Source organism: Pseudomonas sp. WS 5410 (assembly GCF_012985645.1).
Classification (GTDB): Bacteria; Pseudomonadota; Gammaproteobacteria; order Pseudomonadales; family Pseudomonadaceae; genus Aquipseudomonas; species Aquipseudomonas shahriarae.
The window spans coordinates 188576-214347 of sequence record NZ_JAAQWS010000011.1; the positions used below are offsets into that span (position 1 = coordinate 188576).

Sequence of the window (25772 nt, forward strand, 5' to 3'; positions counted from 1 at the left end):
GCCGCCGCGCGCCCATGCCCTCTATCCCCGATTTCCCCGTAAGCCGATTTCAGGCAGGAACCCCTCATGATGGACGCCTTCGAACTTCCCCGCACCCTGGTCCAGTCTCTCCAGCGCCGTGCCGCGCAGACCCCGGACCAGGTGGCCCTGCGCTTTCTGGCTGAGTCTGCTGCCGAGACCGTGGTGCTCAGCTACCGTGACCTGGACCTGCGCGCCCGCACCATCGCTGCCGCCTTGCAGGCCTCGGCCGGGCTGGGTGAGCGTGCGGTGCTGCTGTTCCCCAGCGGCCCGGATTATGTCGCGGCGTTCTTTGGCTGCTTGTACGCGGGGGTGATCGCGGTGCCGGCCTATCCGCCGGAGTCCACTCGCCGGCATCACCAGGAGCGGTTGCTGTCGATCATCGCCGATGCCGAGCCCAAGCTGTTGCTGACCAGCAGTGGTTTGCGCGACGCCCTGGGGCAGATCGAGCAAGCGCCGCCCTTGCTCTGCGTGGATGAACTGCACAGCGAAATCGCCGCCGGCTGGGTCGCGCCAAACCTGCAGGACGACGATATCGCCTTCCTGCAATACACCTCCGGCTCCACCGCCTTGCCCAAAGGTGTGCAAGTCAGCCACGGCAACCTGGTGGCTAACGAATTGCTGATCCGTCGCGGCTTTGGCATCGACCTCAACCCCGATGACGTGATTGTCAGCTGGCTGCCGCTGTACCACGACATGGGTTTGATCGGCGGCCTGTTGCAACCGATCTTCAGCGGCGTGCCCTGCGTGTTGATGTCGCCGGCGTACTTCCTTGGCCGCCCGTTGCGCTGGCTGGAAGCGATCAGCCAATACCGCGGAACCATCAGCGGTGGCCCGGACTTCGCCTACCGCCTGTGCAGCGAGCGGGTCAGCGACTCGGCCCTTGAGCGCCTGGACCTGAGCCATTGGCGCGTGGCCTATTCCGGTTCCGAGCCGATCCGCCTCGACACCCTGGAGCGCTTCGCCGAGAAGTTCGCCCCGTGCGGTTTTACCCCGAACAACTTCTTCGCCTCCTATGGCTTGGCTGAAGCGACCCTGTTTGTCGCCGGCGGCACCCGTGGCCAGGGCATCCCGGCGTTGCGCCTGGACGAACAGGCGCTGGCCGCCAACCGTGCCGAACCAGGGCAGGGCACTGCGATCATGAGCTGTGGCACGAGCCAGCCCGAGCACGCGGTGCTGATCGTCGAGCCGCAGACTCTCGCCGAGCTGGACGACAACTGCGTCGGCGAAATCTGGGCCACCGGCCCGAGCATTGCCCACGGCTACTGGCGCAACCCCGAAGCCACCGCCGAGACGTTTGTACAGCACGCCGGTCGCACCTGGTTGCGCACCGGTGACCTGGGCTTTATCCGCGACGGCGAGGTGTTTATCACCGGGCGCCTGAAAGACCTGCTGATCGTGCGCGGGCACAACCTGTACCCGCAGGACATCGAGCAAACCGTCGAACGCGAAGTGGAAGTGGTGCGCAAGGGGCGTGTCGCGGCATTTGCGGTGAATGACCAGGGCCTGGAAGGCATCGGCATCGCCGCAGAAATCAGCCGCAGCGTGCAGAAGATCCTGCCGCCGGAAGCCCTGATCAAAGCCATTCGCCAGGCAGTGGCCGAGGCCTATCAAGAAGCGCCCTGCGTGGTGGTGCTGCTCAACCCCGGCGCGTTGCCGAAAACCTCCAGTGGCAAGGTCCAGCGTTCGGCCTGCCGCACCCGCCTGGCCGATGGCAGCCTCGACAGCTACGCGCAGTTCCCCGATCAGCGCGCGCAGGCGGGCGATGGGGCACTGGCGTCAGACCTGCAACAGCAGATCGCCGCGATCTGGTGCGAACAGTTGCAGGTGGCGCAAGTGGCTGGCGATGATCACTTCTTCTTGCTCGGCGGCAACTCCATCAGCGCCACCCAAGTGGTTGCCCGCCTGCGCGAAACCCTGGGCCTGGAACTCAATCTGCGCCTGCTGTTCGAGGCGCCGGTGCTGGCCGATTTCGCCGTCAGTGTCGGCCAATTGCAGGCGGACGGGGGCGTGGCCCAGGGCGCAATCAGCGCCTTGTCACGCCAGCAGGATATGCCGCAATCCCTGGCGCAAAACCGCCTGTGGATCACCTGGCAACTGGACCCGCAGAGCAGCGCCTACACCATCCCCGGTGCCCTGCGCCTGCGCGGCGAGCTGGATGAAGACGCGCTGCACGCAAGCTTTGCGCAACTGATCCAGCGCCACGAAGCGCTGCGTACGCGGTTCTATGAACGCGACGGCCAGGGCTACCAACGCGTGGATGCGCAGCGTGAGTTTGCCGTGCAAGTCATCGACCTGCGCGACCTGCCGCTGGCCGAGCGTGAAACCCGCGCCGCGCAGATCCGCGAGGATGAGGCACGCGCCCAGTTCGATCTGGAGCAAGGCCCGTTGTTGTGGGTCACGCTGTTGCGCCTGGACGATGAAGATCACCAGTTGCTGGTGACCCTGCACCACATCATCGCCGATGGCTGGTCGCTGACTGTATTGCTCGACGAGTTCTCGCGCCTCTACGCTGCTGCGTCCCAGGGCCAGCGCCTCGAGTTGCCGGCCCTGGCTGTGCAGTACGCCGACTACGGCAGTTGGCAGCGCCAATGGCTGGCCGCAGGCGAGGGCCAGCGCCAGTTGGCCTACTGGCAGCAGCAACTGGGTGACGAACATCCCATCTTGAGCCTGGCCACCGACCACCCGCGCTCGGCCCAGCAACGGCGCAGCGCTTCACGCTACAGCGTGCGCCTGGATGCCAGCCTGGGCGAAGCGATCCGCCAGACCGCCCAAGCGCACCAGGCCACGCCGTTCATGCTGTTGCTGGCGGCGTTCCAGAGCCTGCTGTACCGCTACAGCGGCCAGCGCGATATCCGCATCGGTGTGCCCAACGCCAACCGTGGGCGCCACGAAACCCAGGGCCTGATCGGCTTCTTTATCAATACCCTGGTGATGCGCGCCGAAGTGGATGCGCGCCTGCCCTTCAGCGAGCTGCTGGCGGCGACGCGCCTGGCCGCCACCGAGGCCCAGGCCCATCAGGACTTACCCTTCGAACAGCTGCTGGAAGCCTTCCCCCAAGCCCGGGAACAAGGCCTGTTCCAGGTCATGTTCAACCACCAGCAGCGTGACCTGAGTGCCTTGCGCCGCCTGCCGGGCCTGCTGGCCGAAGAGCTGCCGTGGCACAGCCGCGAAGCCAAGTTCGACCTGCAACTGCACAGCGAAGAAGACCGCAACGGGCGCCTGAGCCTGTCATTCGACTACGCTGACGAGCTGTTCGACGCCAGCACCATCGCGCGCCTGGCCACGCATTTGATCAACCTGTTGCAAGCGGCCTGTGCGCAACCGCACCAAGCGGTGGGCGACCTTGTGCTGCTGCAGGCCGCCGAGCACACCGAGCAACGCAACTGGAGCGAGGCCCCGTGCGCCCCGGCGCAGCGCCTGGTGCCGGAACAACTCAACCAACACAGCGACGAGCGCACCGCCGTGGTCTGGCAGGACGCCAGCCTGACCTTCGGCCAACTGCACACCCAGGCCAACCGCCTGGCCCATTACCTGCGCGACAAAGGCGTCGGCCCGGACGTGTGCGTGGCGATTGCCGCCGAGCGCTCGCCGCAACTGCTGATCGGCTTACTGGCGATCCTCAAGTCCGGCGGCGCCTATGTGCCACTGGACCCGGACTACCCCGCCGACCGCCTGGCCTACATGCTGGCCGACAGCGGCGTGCAATTGTTGCTGACCCAGACCCCTCTGCTGCAACAGCTGCCGGTGGCCGAGGGCGTTTCGGTGATCGCCATGGACAGCCTCAAGCTTGACACCTGGCCGACCCAGGCGCCGGGCCTGCACTTGAATGCCGACAACCTCGCCTATGTGATTTACACCTCCGGCTCCACCGGCCAGCCCAAGGGCGTGGGTAATACCCATGGCGCCCTGGCCGAGCGCTTGCAGTGGATGCAGGCCACTTACCAGCTGGATGAAAGCGATGTGCTGATGCAAAAGGCACCGATCAGTTTTGACGTGTCGGTGTGGGAGTGTTTCTGGCCACTGATCAGCGGTTGCCGCCTGGTACTGGCCGGCCCCGGCGAGCATCGCGACCCCCATCGCATTGCACAGTTGGTGCAGGAGCATGGCGTGACCACCCTGCATTTTGTGCCGCCGCTACTGCAGCTGTTTGTCGATGAACCGCTGGCGGCCGAATGCACCAGCCTGCGCCGGGTGTTTTCCGGGGGCGAAGCCTTGCCCGCCGAGTTGCGCAATCGGCTCCTCACGCAATTGCCAGCGGTGCAGTTGCACAACCGTTATGGCCCGACCGAAACGGCAATCAACGTCACCCATTGGCACTGTCAGCGCACCGACGGCGAGCGCTCGCCAATCGGCCGCCCATTGGGCAACGTGCTTTGCCGGGTGCTGGACGAGCAGTTCAACCTGCTGCCCGCAGGGGTGCCGGGTGAGCTGTGCATCGGCGGGATTGGCCTGGCCCGTGGTTATCTGGGGCGTGCCGGGCTGACCGCCGAACGTTTTGTTGCCGACCCACTGGGCGCGGCGGGCGCCCGTTTGTACCGCACCGGCGACCGCGTGCGCTGGACGGCTGATGGCGTGCTGGAGTACCTCGGGCGCCTGGATCAGCAGGTCAAGCTGCGCGGGTTTCGGGTCGAGCCGGAAGAAATCCAGGCGCGGCTGCTGGCCCAGGAGGGCATCGCCCAGGCGCTGGTGTTGATTCGCGAGACCGCCGGCGGTGCGCAGTTGATCGGTTACTACACGGCCAGCGGCGAGCTGGATGAGCTGGACGTGAAAGCCGCACTGGCCGCCGAGTTGCCGGAGTACATGGTGCCGGCGCAACTGATCCGCCTCGACGTCATGCCCCTGAGCCCCAGCGGCAAAGTCGACCGCCGCGCCTTGCCGGAGCCGGTGTGGCAGGTGCGTGAGCATGTCGAGCCGCACACCGCCCTGGAACAGCAGATCGCCGCGATCTGGCGCACAGTGCTGGGCCTGCCGCGTGTCGGCCTGCGCGACGATTTCTTCGCCCTTGGCGGCCATTCACTGCTGGCCACGCAAATCATCTCCCGCACACGCCAGGCCTGTGATGTGGAGCTGCCCCTGCGTACCTTGTTCGAAACCAGTGAGCTGGGGGCGTTTGCCGAACAGGTGCGCCTGATCCAGGCCAGCGGCCAACGCAACCAACAGAGCGCGATCGGCAAGGTGGATCGTCGCCAGCCAGTGCCGTTGTCCTATTCCCAGCAGCGCATGTGGTTCCTCTGGCAAATGGAGCCGGACAGCCCGGCCTATAACGTCGGCGGCATGGCGCGCTTGCGCGGGGTGCTGGATGTGGGGCGTTTCGAGGCGGCGTTGCAAGCCTTGATCATGCGCCACGAAACCCTGCGCACCACCTTCCCGAGTGTCGATGGTGTGGCCCGGCAGAACGTCGCCGCGCAAAGCAGCGTGCGCATGAACTGGCAGGATTTCTCGGCGTTTACCGAAGCCGAGCGCCAACTGCGCGTGCAGCAATTGGCCGACCAGGAAGCCCACCGCCCGTTCAACCTGGAAACCGGACCGTTGCTGCGCGCCTGTCTGGTCAAGGCCGGCGAGCAGGAACACTACCTGGTGCTGACCCTGCACCACATCGTCACCGAAGGCTGGGCCATGGACATCTTTGCCCGTGAACTCAGCGCGCTGTACGAAGCCTTTATCGACGAGCGCGAATCACCCCTGGAACCGTTGCCGGTGCAGTACCTGGACTACAGCGTGTGGCAGCGCCGATGGCTGGAGGCCGGTGAACGCCAGCGCCAGCTCGACTACTGGACCACGCAACTGGGCAACGAGCATCCGCTGCTGGAACTGCCCAGCGACCGGCCACGCCCGGCGGTGCAAAGTCATCAGGGCGAGCTGTACCGTTTTGACCTTGGCGATGAACTCGCCGCCAAGGTGCGCGCCTTCAATGCCGAACATGGCCTGACCCTGTTCATGACCATGACTGCAACCCTGGCGACGCTGCTCTACCGCTACAGCGGCCAGACCGACCTGCGCATCGGTGCGCCGGTGGCCAACCGCATCCGTCCGGAAAGCGAAGGGCTGATCGGCGCGTTCCTCAACACCCAGGTGCTGCGTTGCCAGCTCGACGGGCAGATGCGCGTTGCTGAGCTGTTTGAGCACGTGCGTCACACCGTAATCGAAGGCCAGTCCCATCAGGACCTGCCGTTCGACCACTTGGTGGAAGCCCTGCAGCCGCCGCGCAGTGCTGCGTATAACCCGCTGTTCCAGGTGATGTGCAACGTGCAGCGCTGGGAATTCCAGCAAAGCCGGCAACTGGCCGGGATGACCGTCGAGTACCTGGCCAACGATGCGCGTGCCACCAAGTTCGACCTCAACCTGGAAGTCACCGACCTCGATCATCGCCTGGGTTGCTGCCTGACCTACAGCACCGACTTGTTCGACGAGCCGCGCATTGCGCGCATGGCCGCCCATTGGCGCAACCTGCTGGAGGCGCTGATCGCCGATCCGCAACAGCGCTTGAGCGAGTTGGCGATGCTCCAGGCGCATGAGCAACGCGCCCTGCAAGACGGCCTCGGTATCGAGGCCGGCGAGCACCGTCTCGACCAGTGCATCCATTCGCTGTTCAGCGCCCAGGTGCAGGCCCGTGCGGATGCGCCCGCGCTGACCTTCGCCGGGCAAACCCTGAGTTACCGCGAGCTGGACAGCCGCGCCAACCGCCTGGCCTGGATGCTGCGCGAGCGTGGGGTGGGCCCACAGGTGCGGGTCGGCCTGGCGCTGCCACGCTCACTGGAAATGGTCATCGGCCTGCTGGCGATCCTCAAGGCCGGTGGCGCCTATGTGCCGTTGGACCCGGAATACCCGCTGGACCGTCTGCACTACATGATCGAAGACAGCGGCATCGGCCTGTTGCTCAGCGATGCGGCGATGTTCGACGCCCTTGGTGAGTTACCCGCCAGCGTCAGTTGCTGGTGCCTGGAAGATGACTTGCCGGTGCTCGCCAACTACCCGGCCAGTGACCTGCCGGCGATCAGCCTGGCGCAGCATCAGGCGTACCTGATCTACACCTCCGGCTCCACCGGCAAGCCCAAGGGCGTGGTGGTGTCCCACGGTGAAATCGCCATGCATTGCCAGGCGGTGATCGAGCGCTTTGGCATGCGCCCCGACGATTGCGAGCTGCACTTCTATTCGATCAATTTCGACGCCGCCACCGAGCGCCTGCTGGTGCCGCTGCTCAGTGGTGCGCAGGTGGTGTTGCGCGCCCAGGGGCAATGGGATGCCGAAGAAATTTGCGGGCTGATCCGTGAGCATCGGATCAATATCCTCGGCTTCACCCCTAGCTATGGCAGCCAGTTGGCGCAATGGCTGGCCACGCAAAACCAGACCCTGCCGGTGCGCATGTGCATCACCGGCGGCGAGGCGCTGACTGGCGAGCACCTGCAGCGCATCCGCGCGGCGTTCCAGCCGGCGCTATTCTTCAATGCTTATGGGCCGACCGAAACGGTGGTCATGCCCCTGGCCAGCCTGGCCCCTGAGGTGTTGGAGGAGGGCGCCGGCAGCGTGCCGATCGGCAGCATCATCGGCGCGCGGGTCGCCTATATTCTGGATGCCGACCTGGCGCTGGTGCCCCAAGGTGCGACTGGCGAGCTGTACGTGGGCGGCGCCGGCCTGGCCCAGGGTTATCACCAGCGTGCGGGCATGACCGCCGAACGTTTTGTGGCCGACCCGTATGCCGATGGCGGGCGGCTCTATCGTACCGGCGACCTGGTGCGCCAGCGTGCCGATGGCCTGGTGGAGTACCTGGGGCGGATCGACCATCAGGTGAAAATCCGTGGTTTCCGCATCGAACTGGGCGAGATCGAAACCCGCCTGCTTGAGCACGAGGCGGTCCGTGAGGCGGTGGTCCTGGCCCTGGATGCGCCGAGTGGCAAGCAACTGGCGGCGTACCTGGTCAGCGATGCCCGCGATCACGCCGCCTTGCGCGAGGCACTCAAGACCCACCTCAAGGCGCAGCTGCCGGACTACATGGTGCCGGCGCACCTGATGGTGCTCGACAGCATGCCGCTGACCGCCAACGGCAAGCTCGACCGCCGCGCCTTGCCGCAACCGGACCCCGAGGCCAATCGGCAGCAGTACGTGGCGCCGAGCAATGCGCTGGAACTGAGCCTGGCCGCGATCTGGTGTGCGGTGCTCAATGTGCAGCAGGTCGGGCTGCACGATAACTTCTTCGAGCTGGGTGGCGACTCGATCCTGTCGATCCAGGTGGTCAGCCGGGCGCGGCAGGCGGGGATTCACTTCAGCCCCCGCGACCTGTTCCAGCACCAGACCGTGCAGGCCCTGGCCGCAGTGGCCACGTGCAGTGAGCAGGTCACTGCCGAGCAAGGGCTGTTGACCGGCCCCTCGGGCCTGACGCCGATCCAGCATTGGTTCTTCGACAGCGAAATCCCGGCGCGTCAGCACTGGAACCAGGCATTGGTGCTGGCGCCGGTGCAGGCCCTGGACCCGCACCGCCTGGAACAGGCGCTGCTGGCCGTACTGGAACACCACGACGCCTTGCGCCTGAGCTTCACCCAGCGCGACGCGCAATGGCACGCCGAGCATCTGGCCGTGCCGGAAGGCGGCGTGTTGTGGTTGGCCCAGGTGGCGGATATGGCGCAGTGCGAGGCGCTGTTCGCCGATGCCCAGCGCAGCCTCGACCTGGAGCACGGCCCGCTGCTGCGCGCCTTGCTGGTGGACGGGCCGCTTGGCCAGCAACGCTTGCTGATCGCGATCCATCACCTGGTGGTGGATGGCGTGTCCTGGCGCGTATTGCTCGAAGACCTGCAAAACGTCTATCGCCAATTGAGCGACGGCCAGGCCGTCAGCCTGCCCGCCAAGACCAGCGCCTTGCGCGACTGGGCCGCGCGTTTGCAGGCCTATGCCAGTAGCGAATCCCTGCGTGAAGAACTGAGCCTGTGGCAGCAACAGTTGGCTGGCCCGCCGGTTAAACTGCCGGTGGACCGGGCGGACGGCAGCCTGCGCAACCGCGACGCCGAGACTGTCAGTGTGCGCCTGGATGCCGAGCGCACCCGGCAGTTGCTGCAACAGGCACCGAGCGCCTACCGCACCCAGGTCAACGACCTGTTGCTGACTGCACTGGCCCGCGTGCTGTGCCGTTGGAGCGGCCACGCATCGACCCTGATCCAGCTGGAAGGCCACGGCCGCGAAAGCCTGTTTGATGAGATCGACCTGACCCGCAGTGTCGGTTGGTTCACCAGCGCTTACCCGCTGCGCCTGACCCCGTTGGATATCGAGGAGGCCAGCGGCCAGGGCGCGTCGATCAAGGCGATCAAGGAGCAACTGCGCGCGGTGCCGCACAAAGGCTTGGGCTATGGCGTGCTGCGCTACCTGGCCGACAGTACCTGTCGCCAGGCCATGGCGGCGTTGCCGAACGCCTCGATTACCTTCAACTACCTCGGGCAGTTCGACCAGAGCTTCGACAGCCAGGCGCTGTTCCACCCGCTGGACGTGTCTGCCGGCCCGGCCCATGACCCGGATGCGCCACTGCCCAACGCCTTGAGTGTGGACAGCCAGGTGTACGGCGGCGAACTGCTGCTGCGCTGGACCTTCAGCCGCGAGCGCCACGACCACCAGACCATCAGCGAGCTGGCCGAGGCCTACCTGGGCGAGTTGCAGAGCCTGATCGCCCATTGCCTGCGCGATGATGCCGGCGGCCTGACGCCGTCCGACTTCCCCCTGGCGCACCTGACCCAGGTGCAACTGGACGCGTTGCCGGTGCCGGCCAGCGCCATCGAGGATGTGTATCCGCTGACGCCCATGCAGGAAGGCCTGCTGTTGCATACCCTGCTGGAGCCGGGCACCGGCCTCTATTACATGCAGGACCGCTACCGCATCAACAGCGAGCTCAACCCCGAGCGCTTTGCCCTGGCCTGGAAAGCCGTGATCGCCCGGCATGAAGCCTTGCGTGCGTCGTTCTGCTGGAACGTCGGCGAAGCGATGTTGCAGGTGATCCACAAGCCCGGCAGCACGCCGATCGAATACCTGGACTGGACCGGCACCCCGGCCGAGCAACAGGAACCGCGCCTGCAAGCGCTGCTCAAAAGCGAGCGCGAGGCGGGTTTCGATCTGCTCAATCAGGCGCCGTTCCACCTGCGCCTGATCCGCGTCGGCGAGGCCCGCTACTGGTTCATGATGAGCAACCACCACATCCTGATTGATGCCTGGTGCCGTTCGTTGTTGATGAATGATTTTTTCGATATCTACACCGCCTTGGGTGAAGGTCGAGAAGCACAACTGGCCGCGCCGCCACGCTATCGCGATTACATCGCCTGGCTGCAACGTCAGAACCTGGCGGAGGCGCGGCAGTGGTGGCAGCAGAACCTGCAAGGGTTTGAGCGCACCACGCCGATCCCCAGCGACCGGCCATTCCTGCGTGAACACGCCGGCCACAGTGGCGGCATGGTGGTGGGGGATTGCTATACCCGTCTGGATGCCCGTGACGGTGCGCAATTGCGCGAGCTGGCCCAGGCTCATCAACTGACCGTCAATACCTTCGCCCAGGCGGCGTGGGCCTTGGTGCTGCGGCGCTTGAGCGGCGAGCGTGACGTGTTGTTCGGCGTCACGGTGGCCGGGCGCCCGGTGGACATGCCGCACATGCAGCGCACGGTCGGCCTGTTTATCAACAGCATCGCCCTGCGGGTCAAGTTGCCCGAGGACGATCAGCCGTGCAGCGTGCGCCACTGGTTGAGCGCCTTGCTCGACAGCAATATGCAGCTGCGCGAGTACGAATACCTGCCGCTGGTGACAATCCAGGAACACAGCGAACTGCCCAAGGGCCAGCCGCTGTTCGACAGCCTGTTTGTATTTGAAAACGCTCCGGTGGAAGTCTCGGTGCTGGACCGTGCGCAAAGCCTGAACGCCACCTCGGACTCGGGCCGTACCCACACCAACTTCCCGCTGACGGCGGTGTGTTACCCGGGGGATGACCTGGGCCTGCACCTGTCCTACGACCAGCGTTATTTCGATGAAAGCACCGTGCAGGGCATGCTTGCTGAGTTCAAGCGCCTGCTGCTGGCGCTGGTGCAGGGCTTCCATGGCGATATGGCCGACCTGCCGCTGATTGGCGAGCAGGAGCGTGAGTTCCTGGTGCACGCTTGCAACCAGAGCGCCCACGACTACCCGCTGCAAAGCAGCTACGTTGAACTGTTTGAAGCGCAGGTGGCGCAGCATGGGCAGCGCATTGCCGCCAGTTGCCTTGACCGGCAATGGAGCTATGCCGAGCTGAACCAGCACAGCAACCGCCTGGGCCATGCCCTGGTCGCGGCGGGTGTCGGCCTGGATCAGCCGGTGGCGCTGCTGGCCGAGCGCGGCCTGGAACTGCTGGGCATGATCATCGGCAGCTTCAAGGCCGGTGCCGGTTATTTGCCGCTGGATCCCGGCCTGCCGGCCCAGCGCCTGAGCCGGATCATCGACCTGAGCCGCACGCCGCTGCTGGTGTGCACGGCAGCCTGCCTTGAACAGGCGCAGGTGTTGCTCGAAGACTTTGCCTGCGGCGCGCGGCCGAAGCTGCTGGTGTGGGAGGAGTTGGCGGGCGCGGATAGCAATCCGGGGATCTACAGTGCCCCGGACAACCTCGCCTATGTGATCTACACCTCCGGGTCCACCGGGCTGCCCAAGGGCGTGATGGTCGAGCAGCGCGGCATGCTCAATAACCAGTTGAGCAAGGTGCCGTACCTGCAGTTGAGCGAGCAGGATGTGATCGCCCAGACCGCGTCGCAAAGCTTCGATATTTCGGTGTGGCAATTCCTCGCCGCGCCGTTGTTTGGCGCACGGGTGGACATTGTGCCCAACACCATTGCCCATGATCCGCAGGGCCTGCTGGCCCATGTCCAGGCCCAGGGCATCACGGTGCTGGAAAGCGTGCCATCGCTGATCCAGGGCATGCTTGCCCAGGAGCGCATCAGCCTGCAGGGCCTGCGCTGGATGCTGCCGACGGGGGAGGCCATGCCGCCAGAGTTGGCGCACCAATGGCTGCTGCGTTACCCGGATATCGGCCTGGTCAACGCCTATGGCCCGGCGGAATGCTCGGATGACGTGGCGTTCTTTTGCGTCGACCTGGCCTCGACCCGTGGCACCTACCTGCCGATCGGCACGCCGACCGACAACAACCGTTTGTACCTGCTCGACGGCGCGCTGGAGCTGGTGCCGCAAGGGGCGGTGGGTGAGTTGTGTGTGGCGGGCACCGGGGTAGGGCGCGGGTACGTCAGCGATCCGCTGCGTACCGCGCAAGTGTTTGTGGCGGATCCATTTGGTGCGCCGGGAGAACGCCTGTATCGCACCGGCGACCTGGCGCGGCGGCGCAGCGATGGGGTGCTGGAGTACGTCGGGCGCATCGACCATCAGGTGAAAATTCGCGGCTACCGCATCGAACTCGGTGAAATCGAGGCGCGCCTGCACGAGCAGCCCGAGGTGCGCGACGCGGCGGTGGGTGTGCAGGAGGGCGTGAATGGCAAGCACTTGGTGGGTTACCTGGTGGCGAGCGATGCCAGCCTTAACCCTGGCGAACGCCTGGACCGCATCAAGCAGCGCCTGCGCAGCGAACTGCCGGAGTACATGGTGCCGTTGCACTGGCTGTGGCTGGAGCGCCTGCCGTTGAATGCCAACGGCAAGCTCGACCGCAAGGCCTTGCCGGCTCTGGAGATCGGTCAGTTGCACAGCCAGGATTACCTGGCGCCGCGCAGCGAGCTGGAGCAGACCCTGGCCACAATCTGGGCCGAGGTGCTGAAGGTCGAGCAGGTGGGCGTGCTGGATAACTTCTTCGAGCTGGGCGGGCATTCGTTGCTGGCCACGCAAATCGCCTCGCGGGTGCAAAAGAGCCTGCAACGGGATGTGCCGCTGCGGGCGATGTTCGAATGCAGCACGGTGGCGGAGTTGGCGACGTACATCGAGGGCTTGGCCGCCAGTGACATCAGTGCCGGCACGGTGGACCGCCTGAGCGATTTGATGGCGGAGCTGGAGGGGCTTTGAGTCGGCGAACGGGCCGCCATACAGGCGGCACGCCATTGGTCGGTTTTGCACATTTTTGGGGTGCCTACTGTCAATTCTGACAGTAGGCAAACCTCCTGTTTCCGGGGCTAGATAACTGCAGATTTGGGCCTGCCCAGCAGGCTTGCTGGTTATCTTTCCCAGACAGGAGGTCGCATCATGGTCAAAAAAACCACCCCCCAAAGCCCGCCGTTGGCGGCTACCCAGGCACCTGCCGAGGTTGCTGTCGAATTGCCCTATCCGCAGATTCGCTACGCCCTCAATAACAACACCCTGGACCCCATCAAGGCGAAAAACGGCACTGTCGCGACCGTCGCTTTTACGGGGATGGGCACGGGGCCCATTACCTTGTACTGGGCGATCAAGGGCCAGGACGAGCCGGTGTTTGAACCTGTTGTGCAACCGGGCAGTACCAGCGGCAGTATTGATATTCCGGTTCCCTGGCAATCGGTCAGCACCAGCATTGGGCATACGGTTTTGGTCTGGCACACCGCGCGGGTGGCAGGCCAGTTGAAGGAATCGCTGGTGCTGGAGTTGGAGGTCCAGCAGATCAGGGAGGCGGACCTCAAGGAGTCGCTGCCGAAGTTTGAGCATGCCCAGTATGTCCATAGCACCTGGCAACTGGATATGAAGACATTCAGGGGCGATGAGACCATCCGCCTTAACGCCTGGCCGATGATTCAGGCCGGGCAGCGCCTGTTTATCAATGTGGCCGGTGATCAGCACAAGCCGCCGTTCGCGTTTAGCTGGGTGGCGCGGGACCATGTGGTCATGGAGACCGAAGCCCATGACGATCATGTCTTTGAGTTCAAGCTGTCACGGGGCTGGATGGCGCGACGGGAAGACTATTCGGCACTGACCCTTCATATCGCCGTGATCTTTGATGGCACCGATCCCAAGCCGCCGGTACCGGTCGATCCGATCTACGAAACCCGACTGCCCGAAAACGCCCACGAGTTTCATCCTCGCAACACGGCGCTGTTGTTTGTCGATACCTCCCTGCATTTGCAAGCCCCGATATTGGTCGAGGCGCAAGGCCAGGGCCAGGTTGATCCCCTCAAGTTGTTGGAGGGGGCCACGGTACGTGTTTGTTACGAGGATATGCAGAGCACCGACCATATTGCCCTGTGCTGGGAATCCACCTTCGGTGATTGCGCGCCGATTGCACCGCAGTATGGCGTAGAGGAGGGGTGCATCGACTTCCATGTGCCGCCGGAATACGTGGGCATGCGCCTGGATAACTTCGCGCATTTCTCCTATACCGTGACCCGGGATGGGGAGCCGTACACGTCGCCTGAAGGTGTGGTCAGGATCCCACTGCCGGCCAACCTGCCCCAGCCGCAGATTTTCGAAATGCCGTTCAACACCCTGGACCTTGGAGGGATGTGCTGTGATGATCCGGTGACTGTTCATGTCGCGCCTTGGCCGTTTATCGGCACCAGCCAGGTTATTCAGTTGTTTATCGGTGGTGTTTACCCGGATGGCTCGAAAGCCCGGCTGCTCCCTTTTGATGAGGCGCCGATTACTGAAGAAGACGTGCGTAGCGGTTGGACCAGAACCTTGTCTCGGGCCCAACTGGCGGCGCTCAAACATGACAGCCAGTTGTATGTTCTCTTTAGTGTCGAGTTTCTTCCGCGTAAGGATTCAAGGCCGGTCTACAGGTCTTTTCCTTCACTGCTGGTGAATCTGCTCACCGAGCCCCACTTGGAGTTGACGGCCCCCCATCTCGTCGAGTCCGTAGACTGCGGCGCCGACGGCTGGCTACTCAACCCGGTGAACACGGTGGAGGGCGCGCATCTTCAGGTAGCGTACGGGCATATGTGTCCGGGGGATTGGGTGTGCCCGACGTTTACCGGCACACCAGGGCTCGGTTCGCCGGCGCTGGAGTGTCGTACTGTCGGTGTAGATGAGCGAAACATGGTGTTCCCGATTCCGGCCTCTGCGATCAGCGCCAACCTGTGTCAGAAAATATCGGTTTCTTACAATGTGTCGCGTGCCTGCGGTGGCTCCTGGGAGTCGCCGGTGAAAGAGGTGCAGGTCCTGGATCTCAGCGGCCTGCCCGCGCCTGCGGTGGAACAGGCCACGGGCAGCACGTTGGACCTTAATACCTTTGGGGGCGATGCCACGGCGATGGTGGCTACCTGGTTCTATCTGGCCCTGGGCCAACCTTGCTGGCTGTGGGTGACGGGTGAGTTGGAGGATGGCAGCCCCTACCGTTTTGAGGTGCTGGAAGGTCAGGCGGTAACCGAGGAATGGCTGGCCGGTGGCGTCACCGCGGCACTGGCGCGCAACGAACTGCAAAAACTGGCGGATTGCAGTGCCTTTGAAGTGCATTTCGCGGTGAACTTCAATGGCGAGTCCGACAAGGCCAGCGCCAAGGAATTTGCATCGCTGACCCTCGAAATTGCCCAGGAGGACCTGGTACTCGAAGCGCCCACGGTGCGCGAAGCGGTAGGCTCGCAGCTCACGGTATACAACGGCCGCGATGGCGTGACGGTGCGAGTGGCCTATGACCTGATCAGCCCCGGCCATGCAATCAGCGTGTGCTGGAAACGCGCAGACGGTACCTGCCTGCCGCTGGCCTCGAAGCCTGGCAGCAATGACCCGGATTATGTGGATTTCCATATCCCCCGGGAGGCGGTGATTCGTGGGATTGGCAAGACGGTGAAGATCAACTACACCGTTACCAGCCTGTGCAAAGTGGCGACTTCCCCGGACCTCGATCTGCAAATCAGCGATCCGATACATTTGCCGGTGCCGATGGTGCCGCAGGCAACCAACAATATTCTGGACTTACGCACCTTTAATGGGAACGCGGATATCACCGTTGAACCCTGGTGGTTTATCTTGCCGGACCAGAAAGTATGGTTGCGGGGCGTCGGTACCCAAAAGAATGGCAACCCTTATACGATCAACGTTTACTTGGGTCAGGGGGTGACAGCAGGTGAAGCGAGTACAGGTTTGAAAAAGGCGTTACAGCGTTTCGAACTTGAGCTCTTGAAGGACCTCAGCCGCCTGATGTTTACCTGTAAGGTGACCGCCGATGGCAGTACCCATGAAAGTGAAGCGCTGGCGTTTCCGATTCTGGAGCTGATTATCCGGGCCAATTTCTTAACCGATTTTGATGATTTTGAGAGTTATCCGAGCCAGGAGTATCTGGGGGCAGGGACTATCATCAACACGCGCTTATTGGATTTTGAATTACCAGCCTCATCTCCCCCTGGAATTGGGCTTCATCCAGTCAGAACTGCCGGAGAACTGGTGCCGGGAATGATTGAGGGCAAGGCATTGGCAGTGCGCTGCGGTAGCGCTAATACAATGCAGCTATCACGTCTGAAGTTTAAGTTCAGATGCGCACGGGTGAGATTCGGTTATGCAAATACCGGCACCGATATCGCGACGTTCAGGTTCTTTGGTGAAAATAATCAGCTACTTGGGACACGTGAGGCAGCGACTAGGACCTGGGTCGATTTCGAGGCTGAAAACGGAGCAAAAATAGTCCGTATTGACGTTTTGTGTCTGGTGCATGGAGCGATTGATTCGCTAACCATCTGGCATGGTGGCGAGACTTATCGTCATTGAGCTAATGCCCGCCCTGCAGAAAAGGGGTGAGCAAACGCTCGGGGTCGGCCGTTAGGTATTGGACCAACGAGATACAAGAATGCCCGCTTTGTGCGGGCATTCTTGTTAGTGGCGTGTGGTTAATCCGAGTCACTTGGGCCCGAGGATTTTCCCCAACTTATCCGGTGACGGCGCCCCCTGCTGTTGCTGCAACTGGCCCTTGTCATCCAGATAGAAAATCGCCGGCGTGGCCGACAACTCCAGCTCTTCCATCAACTTCATATTGGCATCGAGCTTGGCCTGGATCTGGGCCGGAATCTTGGTCAGGGCCTTGAGCTTGCTGGCTTTGCCGGCAGACTCATGTTCTTCCAGGGCCTGGGCTGTGTCCTTGCTTGCCAGCAGCGCCGCCGATTTGCCCGGGCTGTCTTCGCGAATAATCCCGACCATGATGTGGCGCAACTGTACCTTACCCGCCTTGACCCAGGGCCGTGCCTGTTCCCAGAACATGTTGCAGTACGGGCAGTTAGGGTCGCTGAACAGGTAGACGGTGCGCGGCGCGTTTTTATCGCCGTCCTGGATCCAGCTGCTCTGTTCCATCTTGGCCCAGATTTCCTTGGCCATTGGGGCGTAGACCAGTTTTTCCAGGGGCGCGGTGCTCAGGTCATTGCCCTTGGCGTCATACAGATTGCCGGCGATCACGTGTTGGCCGTCGGCGGTCAGGTACAGCGCCATGCCGCGGTTCTGGTATTGCGCGGCATAGCCCTTGAGCCCGCCCGGCGCGTCGAAGCTGCCGATGATCTTGGCGCCCTTGGCTTCGATCTGTTTGATCGGCGCCGGCCATTCTTCGGCGTGGACGAGGCTGGCAGCCAGGGTCAGGGGCAGCAGGGTTAGCAGGTGGCGGAGGCGGGGCATAAGGGTTTCCTTGCAGGGGCCGTCTTGGCGGCAGTCTTGTCCGTGGGGTCGAAATATTCCATGGCGCGGGCCAGGCTGGCCTGGGACAGTTCGCCCAGGTGGCTGTTGATCAGCCGGCCATCGGCTTGATAGAAGAGGGTGGTCGGCAGGGCCATGGACCCCACGGCCTGGCCCAGGCGGCCACTGGCGTCGAACAGCACGTTGTCCAGGTTCAGGCCCTGAGTAGCCAGGTAGGTGCTGACGCTTTGCATGCTTTCGGCCTGGTTGACGAACAGGAAGGTCACGTCCGGCCGCTGCTTCTGGGCGTTTTCCAGCACCGGCATTTCCCGCCGGCAGGGCGGGCACCAGGTGGCCCAGAGGTTGATCACCAGCGGGCCGCCCTGGTAGTCAGCCAGTTGCACGGTTTCGCCATCGGCATTGCGCAGGGCGATGTCCGGCAGGCGCGTACCTTTTTCGTAGATGTTCAACGAGAAACTGGCCAGTGCCCAGAAGGCCAGGCCGCTGACCACACCGGCGCTAAGCGGTTTGCGCAGGGCCGGGCGGCGCCAGCTCCACAGTAGGGCGGCGATGATCAGCACGATCACCCCAGGCCAGGCCAGGAAACCGCCGTCGCGCAGGTCGACGATCTGCAACGGGTCGTCGCGGTAGTACGACCAGTACATCAAGACAAAGCCGATACGCGCACTGAGCATGCCCAGCAGGAACAGGCTGAACAGCACCGATTCGGGGTTCTCGCCGCCCCGCTTGGCCACGCGCCAGCCCACGACTGTGGCGAGGATCAGCGCACTGATCAGCAGCAGATGGTTCAAGGCAATGGCAAAGGTGCCGATGGTCAAGGTCAGCATCAGAGTGCTTCCCGGGTCTGGGTCCAGCGTTGCAGGAAGGCTGCGGCATCCACTTCGCCGGTGATGCGTTGGGCGCGGCGCTCTGCACCGTCGGGGCCGATCCAGACGAAGCTCGGTGGGCCAGGGACTTTGTAGCGACCGAGCAGCTCACGGCTGGCGGCGTTGTCGGCGGTGACGTCCAGGCGCAGCAGGCGTACGTCCTTCAGGGCGTCCATCACTTCGGGTTTGCCGAACACCTGTTTTTCCATGATTTTGCACGACACACACCAGTCGGCGTAGTAGTCCAGCAGCACCCATTGGCCCTGGGCCTTGGCGCTGTCGAGCTGGGCTTGCAGGGCTACCGGGTCGTTGAGGGTGATAAAGCTGTCATGGGCAGTCGGCGCGCCGGCCACCGTCGAGCCACCGAAGACCTTGAGAGGCTGCCACAGGTCGTCGCTGCCACCGGCGGCGCCGATCACCAGGATCGCGCCCCACAGCCCCAGGGCCAGAGAGCCGGCACCCAGTGCCTTGGCGATCAGCCCGTACTCACGGGCCAGGCTCCAGCCGCAGTAGGCCATGACCAGCGCCAGTACACCCCACAGGCCGAGCCACAGGCTTTCGTCGACGACCGGGCGAATCATCAACACGGCGGTCGCGAGGAACAGGAAGCCAAACACGCCCTTCAGCACGTTCATCCAGGTGCCCGGCTTGGGCAGGAAGCGATTGCCCACGGTCACCAGCAATAGCAAGGGCACGCCGATACCGATGCCCATGGCAAACAGGATCAGGCCGCCGTGCAGGGCATTGCCGCTTTGCGCGATATACAGCAGGGCGCCGGCCAGGGGCGCGGTCATGCACGGGCCCACCAGCAGACCGGACAAGGCGCCGAGCACCCCGGCGCCGATCAGGCTGCCGCCGTTTTGCTGGCGGCTGGCGTTGTCCAGGCGATCGCGCAGGAAGGCCGGCAGTTGCAGTTCAAAGAAACCGAACATCGGCAGGGCGAGGATCACAAACAACCCGGCGAAACTGCCGAGGATCCACGGGGTTTGCAGCAGCGCGGCGAGGTTGCTGCCGGCCAGCGCGGCCAGCACGCCGAGGGCGGCATACACCAGGGCCATGCACACCACATAACTGCTGGCCAGGGCAAAACCACGGCGTGGGCTGGCACCGCTGCCCACCACCAGGCCAGCAAGGATTGGCAGCATCGGCAGCGAACACGGGGCAAACGCCAGCAATAGGCCCAGGCCGAAGAACACCAACAGGCTCCAGCCCAGGCTGCGTTGCTGCAGGCCACTGGCCAGGCTTTCATCCTGAGCCTCGGCGGTGGTGGCCACGGCGGGGTTGCCACCCAGGTCCACGGTGAGCGATTGCGGTGGGTAGCACAGGCCGGCATCGGCACAGCCCTGCCAGCCCAGCTTGACCTTGCCGGTGGCACCGGCCGGAAGCTTCACTTCCAGGCCCTGGCGGTACACCTGTTGCTCGCCGAAGAACTCGTCGCTATGGGCTTCGCCCTGGGGCAGCACGGGTTGTTCGGCCAGGCCTTCGAACTTCATGCGTTGCTGGTACAGGTAATAACCGTCGGCAATCTGCCAATACAGCTGGGTTTCACCGGAAGCCAGGCGCTCGGAGGTAAAGGTGAAGGCCTTGCCTACCGGGAGGAACTCGGCCTTGGTCTCGAACGGATTGTTGCCAGGCGCGGCCTGGGCCAATCCGGTGAACAACACCAACAGGAAGATAAACAGATGCCGCATGGTCAAGCCTTAGTTCGATGCAAGTGGGGCACACAATGTGGGGTGCTGATTAACCGATGATTAACCGGGCTATTCTAGAGTGTAGGGATTTTCGAAGCGCGCCTCTTTTGCCGGCATAATGCGCGCTTAATCCGCCCTCCTTTAAATCAGCATTTTTGCAAAGGGTTCAGCATGCACGTACTGGTCTGTGAAGACGATGACCTGATTGCCAGTGGCATCGTTGCCGGTCTCGGCGCCCAGGGCTTTACGGTCGAGCGCGTAGCCACGGCCGCAGCCGCGCGGGCGATGCTCAAGGCGGCGGAGTTCGACATCATGGTGCTCGACCTCGGCCTGCCGGATGAAGACGGCCTGAAACTGCTGCAACAACAGCGCAGTGCAGGCCTGGAGATTCCGGTGCTGATCCTCACCGCGCGGGATTCGGTGACCAACCGGGTCGACGGCCTGCAGGCCGGCGCCGACGATTACCTGCTCAAGCCCTTCGACTTGCGTGAACTGGCGGCCCGCCTGCAAACCCTGCTGCGCCGGGTGGCCGGGCGTAGCGTCAACCTGATCGAGCATGGCCGGCTGACCTACAACCCCAGCAGCCGGGAAACCCTGTTGGGCGGCCAATCGGTGGACTTGTCCCGCCGTGAACAGGCGTTGTTGCAGGCACTGCTGCACAACCGTGGCCGGGTGCTGTCCAGCGAGCAGCTCAAAGACAGCGTCTACGGCTTTAACGACGAGTTGGAAAGCAACGCCCTCAACGTGCATATCCACCACCTGCGCCGCAAATTGGGCAATGGCATTGTCGAGACCGTGCGTGGCCTGGGCTACCGCCTGGGCCCGGCGGACGGTGGAGAGGACGCTTCGTGATGAGCCTGCGTCTGCGCCTGACGTTCAAGCTGGGCGCCGCTTTTGTGCTGATCTGGGTGCTGGCAGCGACCTGGATGCTCAACGACCTGCGTAACCAGATGATGTTTTCCCTGGATCAGCGGCTGGTGGCGTCGGCGCGCATGGTGGCCGGGCTGATGGAGCAGATGCCCGGCCTGGCCAGTGTGGGCGAGGGCAAACGCTTTGGCGCCGAGCAATTGAATGTGCCGGGGGGCATGGCGTGCCAGGTCAGTTCGCTGCGTGGCGAAGTCCTCGCGCGCAGCCATACCACCCCGGATCAGGGCCTGGAATCCCGGCAGAGTGGCTTTCGCGACCAGATCATCGACGGCGCCGCCTGGCGCAGCTTTACCCTGGCCCGGGGCGATTTGTTTATCACCACCGCTGACCGCCAGGTGGAGCGCGAGGCGCTGAATATGTCGATCCTGCTGGCGGCCTCGGTGCCGGTGGGCGTGGCCCTGCTGGGCTGCCTGTGCCTGTTGTGGCTGGGGATCGGCCAGAGCCTGGTGCCGCTCAACCGTATGCGCGATGCCTTGATGCGCCGCAGCGCCGACTCCCTCGAGCCCTTGCAGATTCACCCGTTGCCCAGCGAGCTCAAGCCGTTGCTCGACACTCAGAACCAGCTGTTGCAGCGCATCGCCAAGGCCATTGAGCGCGAGCGCCGGCTGACGGGCGATGCCGCCCACGAACTGCGCAGCCCCCTTACGGCGATCAAGACCCACCTGCAAGTGGCACGCATGACCGACGGCGCGGCCCGCGACCAATCCCTGGCCCATGCCGAGGAGGGCGCCGACCGCCTGCATCGCACCCTTGAGCAATTGCTGTTGCTGGCGCGGGTCGAGGGCAGCCTGTCGTTTGATGACGGCTTGCAGTCCAGCGCCGAGCAGGTGGCGCGTCTGGCGATCCAGGACGCCAACGCCGGCGACAACCGGCGCATCGACCTGATCTTGCCGGACAACCTGCCCGATAATCCGGTGGAAATGCCCGTGGGCCTGGCGGTTGCCGCCTTGCGTAACCTGCTGGATAACGCCCTGAGCCATACCCCGGCCGATACGCGGGTGGAACTGAGTGTGTTTACCCAGGGCAATCAGGTGGTGTTCCGCGTGCGCGACCATGGCGCGCCGATCTCCAGCGAAGACTTGCAACATCTGACTCAACGTTTCTGGCGCAATGGCAACAGCGGTGGTTGTGGCCTGGGCCTGGCCATCGTGCAGGCGATTGTCCAGCGCTGTTCCTGTTCCCTGGCCTTCGACAGCCAGCCCGACGGCCTGCGGGTCGACCTGGGGATGCCGCTGCGACGCTGATCTTTCCTTGCACCCACATAACTACCGCCATCCTCAGGCCCGGCGCTTCAGGATGGCGTTAATTTTTGTGTTTGCAGGTTTGCCGGCTGAATGACTCAGCCTGTATTGAAAAGGACAGCGCCTATGTTGGTCATCGACTCCACTTATCCCGCCCAGGATTTTAATCAACGCAATGGCGAAGCCGTGCGCCAGTTGGTGGTGCATTACACCGCCGCGCCCTTCGCCTCTTCCTTGCGCACCCTGACGCAGCAGGGTGTCAGTGCCCATTACCTGCTGCCCGACCCCCTCGAGGCGGGTTATCGAGACGCCGGCTACGACGAGTTGCGGGTATTTCAACTGGTGGATGAACATCAGCGCGCCTGGCATGCGGGGGCCAGTCATTGGGCGGGCCACGATAACGTCAACACGCGCTCTATCGGCATCGAGATCGTCAATCTGGCTCGCGACGATGGCGGGGTTTTTACCTTTCCTGCCTACGGGGCGGAGCAAATCGAGGTACTGATCGCGCTGATCCACGACATTTTCGCCCGTCATCCGCAGATCGGCGCCACCGATATCGTCGGCCATTCGGATGTGGCGTTCTGGCGCAAAAGTGACCCGGGTCCACGGCTGCCCTGGCACGGCTTGTTCGAGGCGGGCATTGGCGCCTGGTTCGGTGAAGAGATCAAAAACGCCTATGTGCGCCGCTTTCGCATGGGCTTGCCCCAGGAGGTGGAGATCGAACGGGCCTTTCAGCGCTACGGCTACGCCCCGGCACGAAACCGCCAGGCGTTCCAGCAACGGGTGCGTGCGTTCCAGATGCACTTCCGGCCCTCCGACTATCGTGGGCAACTGGATATCGACACCTGCGCGATTCTCTATGCGTTGAACGAAAGGTACAGCAGTGCCGGCGAGTGAGCCATTCGCCGTTTTTTCAACGACCCAGGTGTAAATCCTCACGCCGCTGAAGCGTTTCCAGAACAGGAAATCCGTGCGCATGCCCTTTGGGGGCCAGACGTCAACGGGTTGGCAGTTTGGTCACCATCATCCGCGTATTGAGGGATCTAGAGATGTCAGTCGCTACCAGTCGCATTGACGATTTGCAGGTGTCGGCCAGCCCGACGCCGGCGGAAACGCTTTACCAGTTCGATGAATCACCGCTGCTGGCCCGCCAGCGCCTGCAGGAGTCCAATGCCCGCAGTTACCCACGGCGTATCCCCCTGGCACTCAAGCGGGCCAAGGGCATTTATGTCGAGGACGTCGAGGGGCGCAGTTTTATCGACTGCCTGGCCGGGGCCGGTACGTTGGCCCTGGGGCATAACCACCCGGTGGTGATCGAGGCGATCCAGCAGGTGCTGCAGGACGAGTTGCCTCTGCATACCCTGGACTTGACCACGCCGGTCAAGGATCAGTTTGTGCAGGATCTGTTCGGCCTGCTGCCTGCGGAACTGGCGCGGGAGGCGAAGATCCAGTTTTGCGGGCCCACCGGCACCGATGCAGTGGAAGCCGCGCTGAAGTTGGTACGCACCGCCACGGGGCGCAGCACGGTGTTGTCGTTCCAGGGCGGTTATCACGGCATGAGCCAGGGCGCGTTGAGCCTGATGGGCAGCCTGGGGCCGAAAAAGCCATTGGGTGCCTTGCTGGCCAACGGCGTGCAGTTCCTGCCTTTCCCCTATGACTACCGGTGCCCGTTCGGCCTGGGTGGGGCAGAGGGGGTCAAGGTCAACCTGCATTACCTGGAAAACCTGCTCAACGACCCGGAGGCCGGCGTATTGCTACCGGCGGCGGTGATCGTCGAAGTGGTGCAGGGCGAGGGCGGCGTGATCCCGGCCGACCTCGACTGGCTGCGCGGCCTGCGGCGGATTACCGAGCAGGCCGGGGTGGCGCTGATCGTGGATGAGATCCAGAGCGGTTTCGGGCGCACCGGCAAGATGTTTGCCTTTGAACATGCCGGCATTGTTCCGGATGTGGTGGTGTTGTCCAAAGCCATTGGCGGCAGCCTGCCGCTGGCGGTGGTGGTCTATCGCGAGTGGCTCGACACCTGGCTGCCGGGCGCCCATGCCGGCACCTTCCGGGGCAATCAGATGGCCATGGCGGCGGGGTCGGCGGTGATGCGCTACCTCAAGGAGCACAACGTGGCCGACCACGCCGCCGCCATGGGTGAGCGCTTGAGTGAACATCTGCGCATCCTGCAGCGGGACTTTCCACAACTGGGGGATATCCGTGGGCGCGGCCTGATGCTGGGCGTGGAACTGGTGAACCCGAGCGGCACGCCGGATGTCCAGGGGCACCCGCCGGTCCATCGACAATTGGCGCCGCTGGTACAGCGCGAGTGCCTCAAGCGCGGGTTGATTCTGGAGCTGGGCGGGCGCCATGGCAGCGTGGTGCGTTTCCTGCCGCCGCTGGTCATCACCGCTGCAGAAATCGACCGCGTGGCAGAGATCTTCGGCCGGGCTTTGGCGGCGGCCGTGGCCAGCCTCTAATTTTCCTGCGCCGCTATACGTTCCTACATACATCAGCCACGCGCAGTGCGTGGCAGCCTTTGAGTGACGGAGAACCGCAATGACCTCAGTATTTGACCGCGAAGACATCCTGTTCCAGGTGGTGGTCAACCATGAAGAACAGTATTCCATCTGGCCTGACTACAAGGCCGTGCCAGAGGGCTGGCGCACCGTGGGTAAAAGCGGGATGAAGAAAGAGTGCCTGGCTTACATCGAAGAGGTCTGGACTGATATGCGCCCGCTGAGCTTGCGCCAGAAGATGGATGCGCAGGTTGTTGCTGGCTGAACACAAGCAAATGTGGGAGCGGGCTTGCCTGCGATGGGCTACACATCTCTTTAGTGATTCTTAGGTTTGTGTACATATCCGTTGCTGCGGTCATGGCCACTTAGGGTTCCGCCCTTACGGCGGCTCACTTTGGAAAAGCCCCAAAGTAAGCAAAGGGCTTTTGCCCCACCACTCGGCACCTCGCCCAGGCTCGGTGTGCCCGTCATCCGACATTGATTTGGGGGGCCGCCGCGATGGGCCATCCATGGCCCAGCGCGGCTAACCCGGCGTCCTGCCGGGTTACCCCCCAAATCAATATCGGATGACGGCCAGGGTGGTTTAACGGGGCGCCTAAGATCAAAATCACAAGCAAAGCGAGGCGGCCTGACAGCCGACCTGATCGTCGAGGCGTGCGCATATACCTGTGGGAGCTGGCTTGCCTGCGATGGTCGTTAACGATGACAAATGAATACCTGACACTCTGATGTGTTCTTTCGGCCGCCATCGCAGCGATGCGGCGATCCGACAAGCCAGCTCCCACAGGGGGGAATGCAGCTTCACGCCCCGGCTTTGGCATTGCTGTTGCTGTTGCTCTGCTTTTGATCTGGCTTTTGATCTGGCTTTTGATCTTAGGCGCCCCGTTAAACCACGATGGCCGCAGGCAGGTATTGCGCAGTGGGCACCCCGGCATGGATGCCGGGGTAGCCGCGACACGGCCATGGATGGCCGATCGCGGCGGGCCCACGGAGCAATGCCTGACTGCGGGCATGCCGAGCCTA

At 63.6% G+C, this 25772-nt stretch carries 10 protein-coding genes; 7 read left to right on the forward strand and 3 right to left on the reverse strand.

The genetic code is table 11. The features are described 5' to 3' along the window. Window positions 1–66: 66 nt before the first annotated feature. Window positions 67–13011 carry a non-ribosomal peptide synthetase gene (locus HBO24_RS17655; RefSeq protein WP_170060046.1) on the forward strand — a complete coding sequence of 4315 codons (12945 nt, stop codon included), beginning with the start codon at window positions 67–69 and terminating at the stop codon, window positions 13009–13011. A gap of 177 nt (window positions 13012–13188) precedes the next feature. After that, window positions 13189–16611, forward strand: coding sequence for a hypothetical protein (locus HBO24_RS17660; RefSeq protein ID WP_170060047.1), 3423 nt, complete (start codon window positions 13189–13191; stop codon window positions 16609–16611). A 129-nt stretch (window positions 16612–16740) separates the two neighbouring features. Here HBO24_RS17660 and dsbG read toward each other — a convergent pair whose 3' ends face one another. Genes dsbG through dsbD form a run of 3 tightly spaced genes read right to left on the reverse strand, consistent with a single transcriptional unit; the run spans window position 16741 to window position 20077 of the window. Then, window positions 16741–17502 carry a thiol:disulfide interchange protein DsbG gene (dsbG, locus tag HBO24_RS17665; protein ID WP_057439145.1) on the reverse strand — a complete coding sequence of 254 codons (762 nt, stop codon included), beginning with the start codon at window positions 17500–17502 and terminating at the stop codon, window positions 16741–16743. Beyond that, entirely contained in the window at window positions 17478–18347 is an 870-nt protein-coding gene (locus tag HBO24_RS17670; protein WP_057439144.1) for a TlpA disulfide reductase family protein, read from the reverse strand. The genes dsbG and HBO24_RS17670 overlap by 25 nt, the downstream gene beginning before the upstream one ends. Next, window positions 18347–20077 carry a protein-disulfide reductase DsbD gene (gene dsbD, locus HBO24_RS17675; protein ID WP_170060048.1) on the reverse strand — a complete coding sequence of 577 codons (1731 nt, stop codon included), beginning with the start codon at window positions 20075–20077 and terminating at the stop codon, window positions 18347–18349. The genes HBO24_RS17670 and dsbD overlap by 1 nt, the downstream gene beginning before the upstream one ends. Before the next feature lie 171 nt (window positions 20078–20248). On the opposite strand from dsbD, the gene HBO24_RS17680 reads away from it, so the two are divergent. The 5 genes from HBO24_RS17680 to HBO24_RS17700 all read left to right on the forward strand — a co-directional run bounded on the left by HBO24_RS17680 (window position 20249) and on the right by HBO24_RS17700 (window position 25014). Further along, complete coding sequence (locus HBO24_RS17680) at window positions 20249–20929, forward strand: response regulator transcription factor (RefSeq protein ID WP_057439143.1); 681 nt, start codon at window positions 20249–20251, stop codon at window positions 20927–20929. Then, the gene (locus tag HBO24_RS17685) at window positions 20929–22248 is read left to right on the forward strand and encodes an ATP-binding protein (protein ID WP_057960212.1); all 1320 of its coding nucleotides are present in this window, start codon (window positions 20929–20931) and stop codon (window positions 22246–22248) included. Before HBO24_RS17680 ends, HBO24_RS17685 begins: the two co-directional genes overlap by 1 nt. A gap of 123 nt (window positions 22249–22371) precedes the next feature. Then, entirely contained in the window at window positions 22372–23145 is a 774-nt protein-coding gene (locus HBO24_RS17690; protein ID WP_170060049.1) for an N-acetylmuramoyl-L-alanine amidase, read from the forward strand. A gap of 152 nt (window positions 23146–23297) precedes the next feature. Next, window positions 23298–24710, forward strand: coding sequence for an aspartate aminotransferase family protein (locus tag HBO24_RS17695; protein ID WP_170060050.1), 1413 nt, complete (start codon window positions 23298–23300; stop codon window positions 24708–24710). Between the two features lie 79 nt (window positions 24711–24789). Next, on the forward strand, window positions 24790–25014 hold the full coding sequence (locus tag HBO24_RS17700; protein ID WP_032862749.1) for an MbtH family protein: 225 nt from the start codon (window positions 24790–24792) through the stop codon (window positions 25012–25014). Window positions 25015–25772: the final 758 nt, after the last annotated feature.

Bases quoted from the DNA above. Each gene is read 5' to 3' on its own strand.
- dsbG (WP_057439145.1), bottom strand. From the start codon at position 17,502: ATGCCCCGCCTCCGCCACCTGCTAACCCTGCTGCCCCTGACCCTGGCT.
- HBO24_RS17690 (WP_170060049.1), top strand. From the start codon at position 22,372: ATGTTGGTCATCGACTCCACTTATCCCGCCCAGGATTTTAATCAACGC.
- HBO24_RS17670 (WP_057439144.1), bottom strand. From the start codon at position 18,347: ATGCTGACCTTGACCATCGGCACCTTTGCCATTGCCTTGAACCATCTG.
- HBO24_RS17660 (WP_170060047.1), top strand. From the start codon at position 13,189: ATGGTCAAAAAAACCACCCCCCAAAGCCCGCCGTTGGCGGCTACCCAG.
- HBO24_RS17655 (WP_170060046.1), top strand. From the start codon at position 67: ATGATGGACGCCTTCGAACTTCCCCGCACCCTGGTCCAGTCTCTCCAG.
- HBO24_RS17685 (WP_057960212.1), top strand. From the start codon at position 20,929: ATGAGCCTGCGTCTGCGCCTGACGTTCAAGCTGGGCGCCGCTTTTGTG.
- dsbD (WP_170060048.1), bottom strand. From the start codon at position 20,077: ATGCGGCATCTGTTTATCTTCCTGTTGGTGTTGTTCACCGGATTGGCC.
- HBO24_RS17700 (WP_032862749.1), top strand. From the start codon at position 24,790: ATGACCTCAGTATTTGACCGCGAAGACATCCTGTTCCAGGTGGTGGTC.
- HBO24_RS17680 (WP_057439143.1), top strand. From the start codon at position 20,249: ATGCACGTACTGGTCTGTGAAGACGATGACCTGATTGCCAGTGGCATC.
- HBO24_RS17695 (WP_170060050.1), top strand. From the start codon at position 23,298: ATGTCAGTCGCTACCAGTCGCATTGACGATTTGCAGGTGTCGGCCAGC.